17 protein-coding genes are annotated in these 12,741 nt (G+C 60.5%); all 17 read left to right on the top strand.

Annotation, left to right across the window (positions count from 1 at the left end):
* Positions 1-4: 4 nt before the first annotated feature.
* The 17 genes from BLQ98_RS07005 to BLQ98_RS06935 all read left to right on the top strand — a co-directional run bounded on the left by BLQ98_RS07005 (position 5) and on the right by BLQ98_RS06935 (position 12,730).
* Positions 5-421 (top strand): ASCH domain-containing protein, encoded by a 417-nt coding sequence (locus BLQ98_RS07005; protein ID WP_093732626.1) that lies wholly within the window; start codon positions 5-7, stop codon positions 419-421.
* Positions 421-2,355, top strand: coding sequence for an acetyl/propionyl/methylcrotonyl-CoA carboxylase subunit alpha (locus BLQ98_RS07000; protein WP_093732625.1), 1,935 nt, complete (start codon positions 421-423; stop codon positions 2,353-2,355). The genes BLQ98_RS07005 and BLQ98_RS07000 overlap by 1 nt, the downstream gene beginning before the upstream one ends.
* Positions 2,356-2,366: 11 nt before the next feature.
* A complete protein-coding gene (locus tag BLQ98_RS06995) occupies positions 2,367-3,032 on the top strand; it encodes a glutathione S-transferase family protein (RefSeq protein WP_093732624.1) in 666 nt (221 codons plus the stop codon).
* Positions 3,033-3,085: 53 nt separating this feature from the next.
* On the top strand, positions 3,086-3,943 hold the full coding sequence (locus BLQ98_RS06990; protein ID WP_093732623.1) for a hydroxymethylglutaryl-CoA lyase: 858 nt from the start codon (positions 3,086-3,088) through the stop codon (positions 3,941-3,943).
* A complete protein-coding gene (locus tag BLQ98_RS06985; RefSeq protein ID WP_093732622.1) occupies positions 3,943-4,728 on the top strand; it encodes a crotonase/enoyl-CoA hydratase family protein in 786 nt (261 codons plus the stop codon). Before BLQ98_RS06990 ends, BLQ98_RS06985 begins: the two co-directional genes overlap by 1 nt.
* Positions 4,729-4,784: 56 nt before the next feature.
* Positions 4,785-4,955: a hypothetical protein gene (locus tag BLQ98_RS18240; RefSeq protein ID WP_167354517.1), complete on the top strand. Its 171-nt coding sequence runs from the start codon at positions 4,785-4,787 to the stop codon at positions 4,953-4,955.
* 73 nt (positions 4,956-5,028) lie between these two features.
* Positions 5,029-5,394, top strand: coding sequence for an NADH-quinone oxidoreductase subunit A (locus BLQ98_RS06980; protein ID WP_093732621.1), 366 nt, complete (start codon positions 5,029-5,031; stop codon positions 5,392-5,394).
* On the top strand, positions 5,385-5,921 hold the full coding sequence (locus BLQ98_RS06975) for a NuoB/complex I 20 kDa subunit family protein (RefSeq protein WP_093732620.1): 537 nt from the start codon (positions 5,385-5,387) through the stop codon (positions 5,919-5,921). The genes BLQ98_RS06980 and BLQ98_RS06975 overlap by 10 nt, the downstream gene beginning before the upstream one ends.
* Positions 5,922-5,930: 9 nt before the next feature.
* Complete coding sequence (locus BLQ98_RS06970) at positions 5,931-6,536, top strand: NADH-quinone oxidoreductase subunit C (protein ID WP_093732619.1); 606 nt, start codon at positions 5,931-5,933, stop codon at positions 6,534-6,536.
* The gene (locus BLQ98_RS18235) at positions 6,533-6,709 is read left to right on the top strand and encodes a hypothetical protein (RefSeq protein WP_167354516.1); all 177 of its coding nucleotides are present in this window, start codon (positions 6,533-6,535) and stop codon (positions 6,707-6,709) included. Before BLQ98_RS06970 ends, BLQ98_RS18235 begins: the two co-directional genes overlap by 4 nt.
* On the top strand, positions 6,709-7,932 hold the full coding sequence (locus BLQ98_RS06965) for an NADH-quinone oxidoreductase subunit D (protein WP_093732618.1): 1,224 nt from the start codon (positions 6,709-6,711) through the stop codon (positions 7,930-7,932). Before BLQ98_RS18235 ends, BLQ98_RS06965 begins: the two co-directional genes overlap by 1 nt.
* A gap of 78 nt (positions 7,933-8,010) precedes the next feature.
* The gene (locus BLQ98_RS06960) at positions 8,011-9,312 is read left to right on the top strand and encodes an NADH-quinone oxidoreductase subunit E (protein ID WP_093732617.1); all 1,302 of its coding nucleotides are present in this window, start codon (positions 8,011-8,013) and stop codon (positions 9,310-9,312) included.
* Positions 9,313-9,355: 43 nt separating this feature from the next.
* Complete coding sequence (locus BLQ98_RS06955) at positions 9,356-10,342, top strand: helix-hairpin-helix domain-containing protein (protein ID WP_244148383.1); 987 nt, start codon at positions 9,356-9,358, stop codon at positions 10,340-10,342.
* Between the two features lie 21 nt (positions 10,343-10,363).
* Complete coding sequence (locus BLQ98_RS06950; protein ID WP_093732615.1) at positions 10,364-10,591, top strand: DUF5337 domain-containing protein; 228 nt, start codon at positions 10,364-10,366, stop codon at positions 10,589-10,591.
* A gap of 11 nt (positions 10,592-10,602) precedes the next feature.
* Positions 10,603-11,898: an NADH-quinone oxidoreductase subunit NuoF gene (nuoF, locus tag BLQ98_RS06945; RefSeq protein WP_093732614.1), complete on the top strand. Its 1,296-nt coding sequence runs from the start codon at positions 10,603-10,605 to the stop codon at positions 11,896-11,898.
* A 6-nt stretch (positions 11,899-11,904) separates the two neighbouring features.
* Positions 11,905-12,312 (top strand): MAPEG family protein, encoded by a 408-nt coding sequence (locus BLQ98_RS06940; protein WP_093732613.1) that lies wholly within the window; start codon positions 11,905-11,907, stop codon positions 12,310-12,312.
* 91 nt (positions 12,313-12,403) lie between these two features.
* Positions 12,404-12,730, top strand: a complete 327-nt coding sequence (locus tag BLQ98_RS06935) for a hypothetical protein (protein ID WP_093732612.1) — start codon at positions 12,404-12,406, stop codon at positions 12,728-12,730.
* Positions 12,731-12,741 lie beyond the last annotated feature (11 nt).

The raw sequence follows: 12,741 nt of genomic DNA, 5'->3' as shown, positions 1-12,741 counted from the left end.
CGCTATGACAAAAACATTGCAACAGATCGTCGATGCCAATCCGGAAGCGGAGACATTCCGGTTTGGTGACAACCCGACCGTTTGCGCCGAGATTATCGCCCTCGTGCGTGCGGGCAAGAAAACAGCCACCTGCGAGGCGGCCTCTGCTTATGGCGCAGGTGGCGATGCCTACCCCGAGGTGGGCCGTCGCGATATCGCGCTGAATTGGGACGGCACACCGGCGGTGATGATTGAAACGGTCGAGGTCGCGACCCGAAGGTTCAACGAGGTAGATGCCGAATTTGTCGCAGCACAGGGCGAGTTCAGGGATCTGGACCACTGGCGCGCGGAGTACGAAGCGTATTTCCACCGGACCGGCGGCTTCAAGCCCGACATGAAGCTGATGTGCGAGCGCTTCACTCTGATCGAGGATTACGCCTGATGTTTGATACAATTTTGATCGCGAACCGGGGCGAGATTGCGTGCCGCGTCATGGAGACAGCGCAGGCAATGGGGGTGCGCTGTGTGGCGGTGTATTCAGACGCGGACCGCGCGGCGAAACATGTGGCAATGGCGGATACTGCCGTGCATATCGGCGGGTCTTCCCCTGCGGATAGCTATCTGCGCGGCGAGGTGATTATTCAGGTCGCGCTGGATACCGGCGCACAGGCGATCCATCCTGGCTATGGGTTTCTGTCCGAAAATCCCGATTTTGTGGATGCGGTCGAAGCGGCGGGGCTGGTCTTTATCGGACCGTCAGCCAAAGCCATTCGTGCGATGGGGCTGAAAGATGCGGCCAAGGCGTTGATGATCAAGGCAGGTGTGCCAGTTGTGCCAGGGTATCACGGGGCGGATCAGGACGATGCTTTGCTGGCGTCAGAGGCAGACAAGATCGGGTATCCTGTTCTGATCAAGGCGGTCGCCGGAGGCGGCGGCAAGGGCATGCGACTGGTCGAAGCGGCAGACGGCTTTCAGGCGGCGCTGGACAGCGCGCGTTCAGAGGCCAAGACGGCCTTTGGCAATGCGGATGTGCTGGTCGAGAAATTCGTCACCAAGCCGCGTCATATCGAGGTGCAGGTTTTTGGCGACGGGTCCAAAGCCGTGCATCTGTTTGAACGCGATTGCTCGCTTCAGCGGCGGCATCAGAAAGTCATCGAAGAAGCTCCGGCCCCCGGCATGACGCCCGAAATGCGCGAGGCGATGGGGCAGGCAGCGGTCACAGCAGCCGAGGCAATCGGCTATGCCGGTGCAGGCACAATCGAATTCATCGTCGACGGCTCTGGCGGGTTGCAGACAGACGGGTTCTTTTTCATGGAGATGAACACCCGTTTGCAGGTGGAACATCCCGTGACCGAGGCCATTACCGGCGTCGATCTGGTCGCGTGGCAGTTGCGGGTTGCTGCGGGCGAAGGGTTGCCGTTGCGGCAGGAAGACCTGTCGATCCGAGGGCACGCGTTCGAGGCGCGGCTCTATGCCGAGGATGTGCCTAAAGGGTTCTTGCCCGCCACGGGCACGTTGACCCATTTGCAGTTTACCCCCGCGTGTCGTGCCGACAGCGGCGTGCGCGCAGGCGATACGATCAGCCCGTTCTATGATCCGATGATCGCCAAGGTAATCGTGCATGGAGACACGCGCGAGATCGCCTTGTCGCGGTTGCGCGCAGCCCTAAACGGGTGCGAGGTCGCGGGGACGGTGACAAACCTTGCGTTTTTGGGCGCGTTGGCGGCGCATGAAGGGTTTGCAGCGGGGGATGTGGATACCGGCCTGATCGGACGCGATATCGAAGCGTTAACCCAAGCTCCCGAGGTTCAGCCGCGCCATGCAGCCCTTGCGGGGATGGCGGCGCTGTCTTTGCTGGACCCGATCGAGGCGGCAGGATTCACCCTGTGGCAGCCCTTGCGCCGTGAAGTCGGCTTGACCTGGGGCGGCGAGGATCATCTGCTGCATGTGCAGGTGGTATCGTCCGATCATCAAGTCTGGTCCGTGGGCGGGACCGAAGTTATCGCGCAGCGGATCGGCGGGCGCTGGTCTGTGGGCGGGCAACACGCGGCCGCGGTTTCTGTCGCAGCAGGGCGCGTGACGGTGTTTGACGGTTACGGCTTGGTATTTGACGTCATCGACCCGCTTGCGCGAGCTGCGGGCGGACATGGCGACGGCAACCTGATCGAGGCCCCGATGCCCGGCCTTGTCCGTGTCGTGGATGCTACGGTTGGCCAGAAGGTCACCAAAGGCGACCGCCTTGCCGTGCTCGAAGCGATGAAGATGGAGCACAGCCTGCTTGCCGCGCGTGATGGCACCGTCGCCGAGGTTCTGGCGCAGGCTGGTGATCAGGTCGAGGCGGGTGTAGCACTGGTGCGGCTAGACCCCGAAGAATAGGAGCCCGCACCATGATTACCCTGCACCATGTCGAACAGACCAGATCAATGCGCACACTGTGGTTGCTGCACGAGCTCGAGGTGCCCTTTGAGGTGTCGATCCACGCGTTCGACAAATCTTTGCGCGACCCGGGGTATCTGGCGATTTCGCCGGCGGGGCGTGTGCCCTCGCTCGAGATCGACGGGGAGCGGATGTTCGAGACCGGTGCCATTGCCGAATACCTCTGCGAACGGTTCAGCCCCGACCGTTTGGGGCGGATGCCGGGGGCGCCGGATCGGATGGCGTGGCTGGTGTGGATCCACTTTGCCGAGACCGTATCGCAGCATTGCGCGGCGCTGACCCAGCAGCATGTGGCGCTGCGCGACGATTCCATGCGCAGCCCCATCGTGATGAAGCTGGAAGCCGCGCGTTTGATGAAGTGCTACGACGCGATCGAGGCGCGATTGGGCGGCGGGATCCTGACACAGGATTATCTGTTGATGAGCGGCTTTACCGCGGCGGATGTGAATGTAGGGCAGGCAGTCTATATGGCGCAGCATTTCGCCAAGCTCGACAACCACCCCAATGTCGCGGCCTGGTATGCGCGCATCACCGACCGCGAGGCGTTCCAGTTGTCGCTACCCAAAGACGTGCCGCTGTTTGACCGATCTTTTTATGACCCGTGGCCGGTCGAGTGATGCTACCGTCACGCAGGTGAGTTTATTTGGCAAAATGAAGGGGAGGTGGCGTTATGGATAAAGGGTTCTGCGAGATTTTCGAGGTCGGTCCGAGGGACGGGCTGCAAAACGAGGCACGCGAGATACCAGTAGCGGAGAAAATTGCGCTGGTGGATCTGCTTAGCCGTGCGGGGTTTTCGCGGATCGAGGTGGCAAGCTTTGTCAGTCCAAAATGGGTGCCGCAGATGGCGGGATCAGCCGAGGTGCTTGGCGGGATCGCGCGGCCCACGGGCGTGCGCTATGCCGCGCTGACGCCGAATATGCGCGGCTATGAGGATGCGGTCGCGGCCAAAGCGGGGGAGATCGCTGTATTCGCCTCGGCCAGCGAGGGGTTCAGCCAGAAGAACATTAACGCCAGCATCGAAGAGGCGTTCGAGCGTTTCGCGCCGATCCTCGAACAAGCGCGCCATGTGGATATGCCGGTGCGGGGCTATGTTTCTTGCGTGGTGAAATGCCCCTATGACGGGGCGGTTGATCCGTCGAAAGTGGCAGAGGTTGCAGACCGCTTGTTCTCGATGGGCTGCTATGAGGTATCCTTGGGCGATACCATTGGGGCAGGCACGCCGGACACGATCGCACGGATGCTGCTGGCAGTGCGGGAAGCTGTCCCAGTGAGCCGTCTGGCCGGACATTATCACGACACCAACGGTCGGGCGATGGATAATATTGATGCCTCGCTGTCGATGGGGGTGCGGGTGTTTGATGCCGCGGTCGGTGGGCTGGGGGGATGCCCCTATGCGCCGGGTGCTGCCGGCAACGTCGCCACCGAAAGGGTCAACGCGCATCTGGTAGGGCTGGGCTATGACACAGGGCTGGATCAGGCGTTAATCGAAGAGGCCGCCGCGATGGCGCGCGGCATGAGGGCAGGGTGATGTACGAGACATTGAAGCTGGCGACCGATGATCGCGGTGTCGCCACCTTGACCTTGGCACGCGAGGAGAAGCACAATGCGATGTCCGCGCAGATGATCGACGAACTGACGCAAGCCGCTGCCGCATTGGCCGCCGATGACGCCGTACGGGTCGTGGTGCTCACGGGCGCAGGCAAAAGCTTCTGCGCGGGTGGCGATCTGGGTTGGATGCAGGCGCAGCGCGATATGGATGGGCCGACACGGTCGGCCGAGGCGGGAAAGCTGGCCACGATGCTGGGCGCGCTCAACACGCTGCCCAAGCCGTTGATCGGGCGCGTGCAGGGCAATGCCTTTGGCGGCGGTGTCGGCATGGCGTCGGTCTGCGATGTGGCGATCGGGGTGGATACGCTCAAGATGGGGTTTACCGAGACGCGGCTGGGGATCATTCCGGCGACAATTGGCCCATATGTATTGGCGCGAATGGGCGAAGGGCGGGCGCGGCGTGTGTTCATGTCGGCCCGTCTGTTTGATGCGGCAGAGGCGGTCGATCTGGGGCTGCTCGCGCGCGCGGTGCCAGCGGATGAACTGGACGGCGCGATCGAGGCCGAGGTTATCCCCTATCTGTCCTGTGCACCGGGGGCTGTGGCCGCCGCCAAGCAACTTGCGCGGGATCTGGGGCCACGGATCGACGCTCAGGTCGTGGAGCATACCATCGCGGCGCTCGCGGACCGCTGGGAGACCGAAGAAGCAGCCGAGGGAATCGGTGCCTTTTTTGACAAACGCAAGGCGTCGTGGATCACCGGGTGACCTCTAGCTGCGGCGCGGATAATGAAAGCTGATCCAGCGCCTTTCGCATAGGCGCTTTGAGCGCCAGTGATCCGCATCAGAACACCACGATGCAGGCGTATGCAAAGGGCGCGATCGGCTTGGAAAAATGGGCCGTTCGCACAGGACGGGGCAGGGGTAAAACCGCTTCTGGCTGGGATGACGCAAATATGGCGGGCTCGGTTGACCCTGACCGGACAGCGGAGTAAACCGACCAAAGCCAATAGTGCCGTTTGGCTGACAGGGCGCGTGGCGCGTCACATACGCAAAAGGAGCTTCCCCTTGGACGACATGATGCGGGAATACCTGCCGATCCTACTTTTTCTAGCCGTGGCGATTGTCCTTGGCATTGTTTTGATCCTGGCCGCCTTCGTGCTGGCCGTGCGCAACCCGGACCCTGAAAAAGTGTCGGCCTATGAATGCGGGTTTAACGCTTTTGACGACGCCCGAATGAAATTCGACGTGCGGTTCTACCTCGTGTCGATCCTGTTTATTATTTTTGACCTCGAAATTGCTTTCCTCTTTCCCTGGGCCGTGGCCTTTCAGGACGTGAGCATGGCCGGTTTCTGGTCGATGATGGTGTTTCTTGCCGTGCTGACCGCCGGATTTGCATATGAGTGGAAAAAAGGAGCACTGGAATGGCAGTAGCAGCCGCCGGGGCCAATGTGGCCGGGATGGACCGCGATGTGGCCACCCAGAACCTTAACAAGGAACTGCAGGACAAAGGCTTCCTGCTGACCTCGACCGAAGACATCATTAACTGGGCCCGTACCGGCTCGCTGCACTGGATGACTTTTGGTCTGGCTTGCTGCGCCGTCGAGATGATGCACACCTCGATGCCGCGCTACGATCTGGAACGCTTTGGCACCGCGCCACGCGCGTCTCCGCGTCAGTCCGACCTGATGATTGTTGCGGGCACGCTGACCAACAAGATGGCACCGGCCCTGCGCAAGGTTTACGACCAGATGCCGGAACCGCGGTATGTGATCTCTATGGGGTCATGCGCGAACGGCGGCGGCTATTACCACTATAGCTATTCTGTGGTGCGCGGCTGCGACCGGATTGTGCCTGTCGATGTCTATGTGCCCGGCTGCCCGCCAACGGCAGAGGCCTTGCTGTACGGCATCATGCAATTGCAGCGCAAAATCCGCCGCACCGGCACAATTGTTCGCTAAGGGGCTGATATGTCAGAACAACTGAACGAACTTGGCGCGTACATCGAAGCGAAACGCCCCGACTGTATCCTGGGCTGGGACATCGCTTTTGACGAGCTGAATATGGACGTCACGCAGGCCAATCTGCCTGGACTGGTGGAGTTTATCAAAGGCGACGCGACCTGTCGTTTCTCCTCGTTGGTGGACATCACGGCGGTGGATTACCCGGGGCGTGCTAAACGCTTTGATGTCGTCTATCACTTCTTGTCGATGTACCAGAACCAGCGCATCCGTCTACGCGTCGCCGCACGCGAAGAGGACATGGTCCCGTCGATCGTCGATATCCACCCGTCGGCCAACTGGTTCGAGCGCGAAGTCTTTGACATGTTCGGCATCATTTTTGCCGGCCACCCCGACCTGCGTCGCCTGCTGACGGATTATGGGTTCCGTGGCTATCCGCTGCGCAAGGATTTCCCGACCACCGGCTATACCGAAGTCCGCTATGACGAGAGCGAAAAGCGCGTGGTGTATGAACCGGTAAGCCTCGTGCAGGAATATCGCCAATTCGACTTTATGTCGCCTTGGGAAGGGGCTGAATATATTCTGCCTGGCGATGAAAAGCCGGAGGCAAAATGATGGGTGGCATTTGGTGGTTCGTACTGTCTGCCCTCACAATCATCCCGATGGTCAAGCTGTTGCCGTTTTTCGGGATCAATAAATACTGGTCCGTTGCCTGTATCGTGCCCTTGGGTACGCTTGCCCTTTTGTGGTGGATGGGCGTCAAACTGACCGAGCTGGAGCGTAAATGATGGACGGCACCAAAGGTTTCGAAGACGCCCTGACCGGCGAGCAAAAGATCCGCAACTTCAACATCAACTTCGGCCCGCAACACCCTGCGGCACACGGGGTTTTGCGTCTTGTTCTGGAACTTGACGGCGAGATCGTCGAACGTTGCGATCCGCACATTGGTCTGCTGCACCGCGGTACCGAAAAGCTGATGGAAAGCCGCACCTACCTGCAAAACCTGCCGTATTTTGACCGGCTGGATTACGTGGCCCCGATGAACCAGGAACACGCCTGGTGTCTGGCCATTGAAAAGCTGACCGGTGTAGAAGTGCCCCGTCGCGCTTCGTTGATCCGCGTGCTTTATTCAGAAATTGGCCGCATCTTGTCACACCTGCTGAACGTCACCACGCAGGCGATGGACGTGGGCGCGCTGACGCCGCCGCTTTGGGGATTCGAGGAACGCGAAGATCTGATGATCTTTTACGAACGCGCCTGCGGTGCCCGTCTGCACGCGGCCTATTTCCGCCCCGGCGGGGTTCATCAGGATCTGCCTCCCGCGCTATTGGACGATATCGAGGCGTGGTCGCATAAATTCCTGTCGGGCTTCATGGTCGATGTGGATCAACTGCTGACCGAAAACCGGATTTTCAAACAGCGTAACGCTGACATCGGCATCGTGTCCGAGCAGGACATTCAGGATTGGGGCTTCTCGGGCGTCATGGTCCGCGGCTCTGGCTTGGCGTGGGATTTGCGCCGTGCGCAGCCCTATGAATGCTACGATGAATTCGACTTCCAGATTCCGACCGGTGTGAACGGCGATTGCTATGACCGCTACCTCGTCCGGATGGAGGAAATGCGTCAGTCCACCTACATCATCCAGCAGGCGATCGAAAAGCTGCGCGCGCCCGAAGGGCAGGGCGATATTCTGGCGCGGGGCAAGATCACGCCGCCCAGCCGGACTGCGATGAAAACCGATATGGAAAGCCTGATCCATCACTTCAAGCTCTATACCGAAGGGTTCCACGTCCCCGCCGGCGAAGTCTATTGCGCTGTCGAGGCCCCCAAAGGCGAATTCGGCGTCTACCTCGTGGCGGATGGATCGAACAAACCTTACCGTGCCAAACTGCGCGCGCCCGGCTACCTGCACCTGCAAGCGATGGATTACATCGCCAAGGGGCACCAGCTGGCGGATGTCGCAGCGATCATCGGCACCATGGACATCGTTTTCGGAGAGGTCGACCGTTGAGCCGGCTCCTCTTCATTTTGCTAAATAAACTCCCGCCGGAGGCGCCCGCCGTTTCCGCAAGAACGAAAGCCTGATCTGATGCTGCGCCGTTTGCACCCTGACCAACCGACAAGCTTTGCCTTCACCCCCGCCAACCAGGCATGGGCCGAAGCGCAGATCACCAAATACCCCGAAGGCCGTCAGGCCAGCGCGATCATCCCTTTGCTGTGGCGTGCGCAGGAACAGGAAGGCTGGCTCAGCCGCCCTGCGATCGAACATGTCTCGGAAATGCTGGGCATGGCCTATATTCGCGGGCTCGAGGTCGCGACATTCTACTTTATGTTCCAGCTTCAGCCTGTCGGCGAAGTCGCGCATTTCCAGATTTGCGGCACCACATCCTGCATGATCTGCGGTGCCGAAGACCTGATCGAGGTCTGCAAGGACCGCATCGCGCCCAAGGCGCATCAGATCAGCGCAGACGGCAAATTCTCGTGGGAAGAAGTCGAATGTCTGGGCGCGTGTTCGAACGCGCCGATGGCGCAGATCGGCAAGGATTACTACGAAGACCTGACGGTCGACGGCTTCCGCGCCATGATTGACGATATGGCTGCAGGGCAGGTGCCTGTGCCGGGGCCGCAGAACGGGCGCTATGCGTCTGAACCCCTGTCGGGGCTGACCAGCCTGACCGATCATGACAGCGGCAAGACACAATATAATGCCAGCGCACAGCTGGCGGTCGACATTGGTGATACGATCAAACGCATTGACGGTACCGAAGTCCCCCTGACCGCGCCGTGGCAGGGCAAGGACGGTGCCGATAGCGCTGGTGCTGACAATGAACAGCCCGTCTCGCGCGATGACAATATGCCGCCCGAAGGACCCGATGGTGCCCAAGGGGGCCGGACGCCGGCCGAGGAAGACGCACCGCGCGATGTGGGCGATGCCTCTGATAAACGCTCCGAAGCACCCGGAGAGGCGGAGGGCGTCGAAGCCGTCGGCAAACCCGAGGCAGGCAGCGTCGCACCGGGCGATCCGGCACCCGCGCCCAAAGCACCGACAGCAGGCACCGACCAAGCATCCATCGCGAAATCGGCGGAAGCCAACGCAGAGGCTTCTGCCACTAAGCCCAAGGCGCTGGAAGCCCCCGAAGGAGGTGCTGCGGATGACCTTAAGCTTATCAAGGGCATCGGGCCGAAGCTCGAAACATTGGTGAACAAGATGGGCTTCTACCACTTCAGCCAGATCGCGGACTGGGGTCCGAACGAGGTATCCTGGGTCGACCAGAACCTCGAAGGGTTCAAGGGCCGCGTGTCCCGCGACAACTGGGTTGAGCAGGCAAAAAAGCTCGCCGCTGGTGATCAAACAGAATTCTCGTCCCGCGCCACAAAAGATGATATCTAGCAAACACAATAGATCATCTTGAATGGCGGACGAGGGGACGGATATGACTGATTTGACGCAAAAAGAGCAATGCAAGCGCGGTTGCACACGGTGGGGGGGCGGTGTCGGCCTTGCCCTTGCTCTGCTATTTTGGCTGGTCTTCGGCTGGGGCTTCATCGCCTCGCTGTTCCTCGGGATTATTCTGGGACTTGTGACATTTGTGGTGATGTCAAAGCTGCTATGCAGCACGGTGGCGGACGACACGGCAGAGCCGGCCCGCGCCCCAGCCGCTGCGGCAGCACCTGCGACGGCAGCAACAACCCAAGCCGCCAGCGCCGCCCCCACCAGCGATGCGCCTGTAGAGACCGAGCCAAAGCTGGATGCTGAACCCGCAGCAGTCGAAACTGTCGAAACCCGCCCCGAAGATACGACCGGTGGTCAAGCAACAGCCGATGTTGGCGGTGCTGCATCCGAAGCGACAGCGGGCACGTCTCCTGCGGCGGTAGTCGAGCCTGCGGGCTTTTCAGGGATTAAACCCACAGCCAAGCTGAAGGGCCAAGAAGAGCTTGCCGCGCGCAAGGGTACTTACAAATACGAAGCTCCGGCGGCGGCTATCGACGCCGAGCCTGCACCTGCTGCGTCACCAAAGGCGGCGGCTGAACCCATTGCCTCTATCCCTGCGCCTACAGCTGCCGAGGTGCCAGAGGCACCGGCGACGATCGAGGGGGCGACCTCAACCCGTCCGGGGATCGCTGATATTCCGGTGGGCACCGTTGAGAGCAGCCCTGAAACGCTGGACCAGCCGCGCGAAGGCGGGGCCGATAACCTCAAGCTTCTCAGCGGGGTCGGGCCGAAGATCGAGCAGACGTTGAACGCTCTGGGGATCTATCACTTTGACCAGATCGCGCAGTGGTCAGCGACTGAAATCGCATGGGTCGACGCCCGCTTGCCGTTCAAGGGCCGCATTCAACGCGACGACTGGATAGGGCAAGCAAAAACCCTTGCCGCCGCTACAGAGACCGACGTCTCTGCAAGCAACAAAAAGACCTGAGCCTGACATGGATGCACACGAATGACAGATAAGGAAGAAATTGCCTTGGCCCGCAAGGGCCGGATGGTGGGCCTTGTCATTGCCGGCACAATGGTGCTTTGGATCGCGGCGCAATGGCTTGCACCGCAGTTCGGCTTGCCCGGACGCTATGCGCTGCTGTTCGACTTTGCAGCGCTGGCTGCCCTGATCTGGGCGATGGTCAATATATATCAGATGAGGCGGGCCCGCGCGGCCAGCCGTGACACATAAAGGTTAGCTTCATGCTTCAGGATCAAGACCGCATCTTTACCAATATCTACGGTATGCACGACCGCACGCTGAAAGGCGCGCAGGCGCGTGGCCATTGGGATGGCACAGCTGGCATTCTGAAAAACGGGCGTGACTGGATCATCAGCCAGATGAAAGAGTCGGGGTTGCGTGGTCGTGGCGGTGCGGGCTTTCCGACGGGTCTCAAGTGGTCCTTCATGCCCAAGGAAAGCGACGGTCGCCCCAGCTATCTGGTGGTCAATGCGGATGAATCCGAACCCGGTACCTGTAAAGACCGCGAAATCATGCGTCACGATCCGCACACGCTGATCGAAGGTTGCCTGATTGCCAGCTTCGCTATGAACGCCAACGCTTGCTACATCTACATTCGCGGCGAATACATCCGCGAGCGCGAAGCGCTGCAAGCCGCCATCGACGAGGCGTATGACGCCGGTCTGGTCGGCAAGAACGCCTGTAAATCGGGCTATGACTTTGACATCTATGTTCACCACGGTGCCGGTGCGTATATCTGCGGCGAAGAAACCGCGCTGCTCGAAAGCCTAGAGGGCAAAAAGGGCATGCCTCGGATGAAGCCTCCGTTCCCCGCGGGTGCCGGTCTTTATGGTTGTCCGACCACGGTGAACAACGTGGAATCCATCGCGGTGGTGCCAACGATCTTGCGCCGTGGTCCTGAATGGTTTTCGAGCTTCGGGCGTCCGAACAACGCAGGCACCAAGCTGTTCGCGATCTCGGGCCACGTGAACAACCCCTGCGTCGTCGAAGAAGCGATGAGCATCTCTTTCGAAGAGCTGATCGAAAAGCATTGCGGCGGTATCCGTGGCGGCTGGGACAACCTCAAGGCTGTGATCCCCGGCGGGTCGTCGGTGCCGATGATCCCCGGTGCACAGATGCGCGACGCGATCATGGATTTCGACTACCTGCGCGAACAACGCTCGGGTCTGGGGACGGCGGCGGTGATCGTGATGGATAACTCCACCGATGTAATCAAGGCAATCTGGCGTCTGGCGAAGTTCTACAAACACGAATCCTGTGGTCAGTGTACGCCATGCCGCGAAGGGACCGGCTGGATGATGCGCGTGATGGACCGTTTGGTGCGCGGCGATGCGGAGCCCGAAGAGATCGACATGCTGCTCGACGTGACCAAGCAGGTCGAAGGCCACACGATCTGCGCCCTAGGCGATGCGGCGGCTTGGCCGATTCAGGGTCTGATCCGTCACTTCCGCGACGAGATCGAGGATCGCATCAGGTACAAACGCACCGGGCGCGTCAGCGCCGTCGCGGCGGAGTAAGCTTTGATGGAAAGCTTTGCCGCCTATAGCCACGCGCTGGCAGCTTTGGCCTTTTGGGCCATTCTTATGAGTGTTCTGGGCGCGCTCTCTACTATGGGGCGCACGCCAGAGGGGCGTTGTGAGTGCGGCAAGCCCAAGCGGAACTATGACGACGTAGTCTATCGCCGTGATCGCGCGTTTATGAACGCGATAGAGGCGTCGGGCCCGTTTCTGGCATCGACGCTGGCGGCGGTGCTACTTGGCGCGCCTGTGTTCTGGGTGAACCTCTTTGCGGCGCTTTTCGTGGCGGTGCGGGTCGCGATGGCCGTGGTGCATATCGGGACAACCAACCAGCCCATGCGGTCGTTATTCTTTACGCTGGGGTTGGTCTGTATTCTGGCCTTGGCCGTGCTGGCAATTTTCACGGCCTTTTAAGGCGCGACCGAGGAACGACAGCCCCCGCCATCGATCGGCAGGGGGCTGCATAAAAAAGACGGGTCCGGCCACACCGGCAGAGCGAGGGAAGATGAAGCAGATTGTTCTATTTTGTATAACGGCTGCGGTATTGGCTGGCTGTACCGCCCGCGAAGACCGTCTGGCCTTTGATGGTAAATATTTCCGCACCAAGCTGAGCAAAGTCGACGGGCAGCGCGATGTCTTTACCCTGCGGGTGCGCAATGCCTCGCAGTCGATCACCGGTGCCCGCGAAGCCGCGCGCTATGAGGCGACGGTGTATTGTGTGACCAACTATGGCAGTTCCGATATTAAATGGGTCGTGGGGCCGGACACCCCGCCCGAGAATTTGCGCCTTGTGGACGACGCTTTGACGTTTCAGGGGGCTTGCCCTTCCTGATCGTTTGCGCG

The sequence above is a fragment of the Sulfitobacter litoralis genome (assembly GCF_900103185.1).
In the GTDB taxonomy this organism is placed as follows: Bacteria; Pseudomonadota; Alphaproteobacteria; order Rhodobacterales; family Rhodobacteraceae; genus Sulfitobacter; species Sulfitobacter litoralis.
The sequence above is the reverse complement of the archived record's forward strand: the minus strand, read 5'-3'. Positions and strand labels throughout refer to the sequence as shown.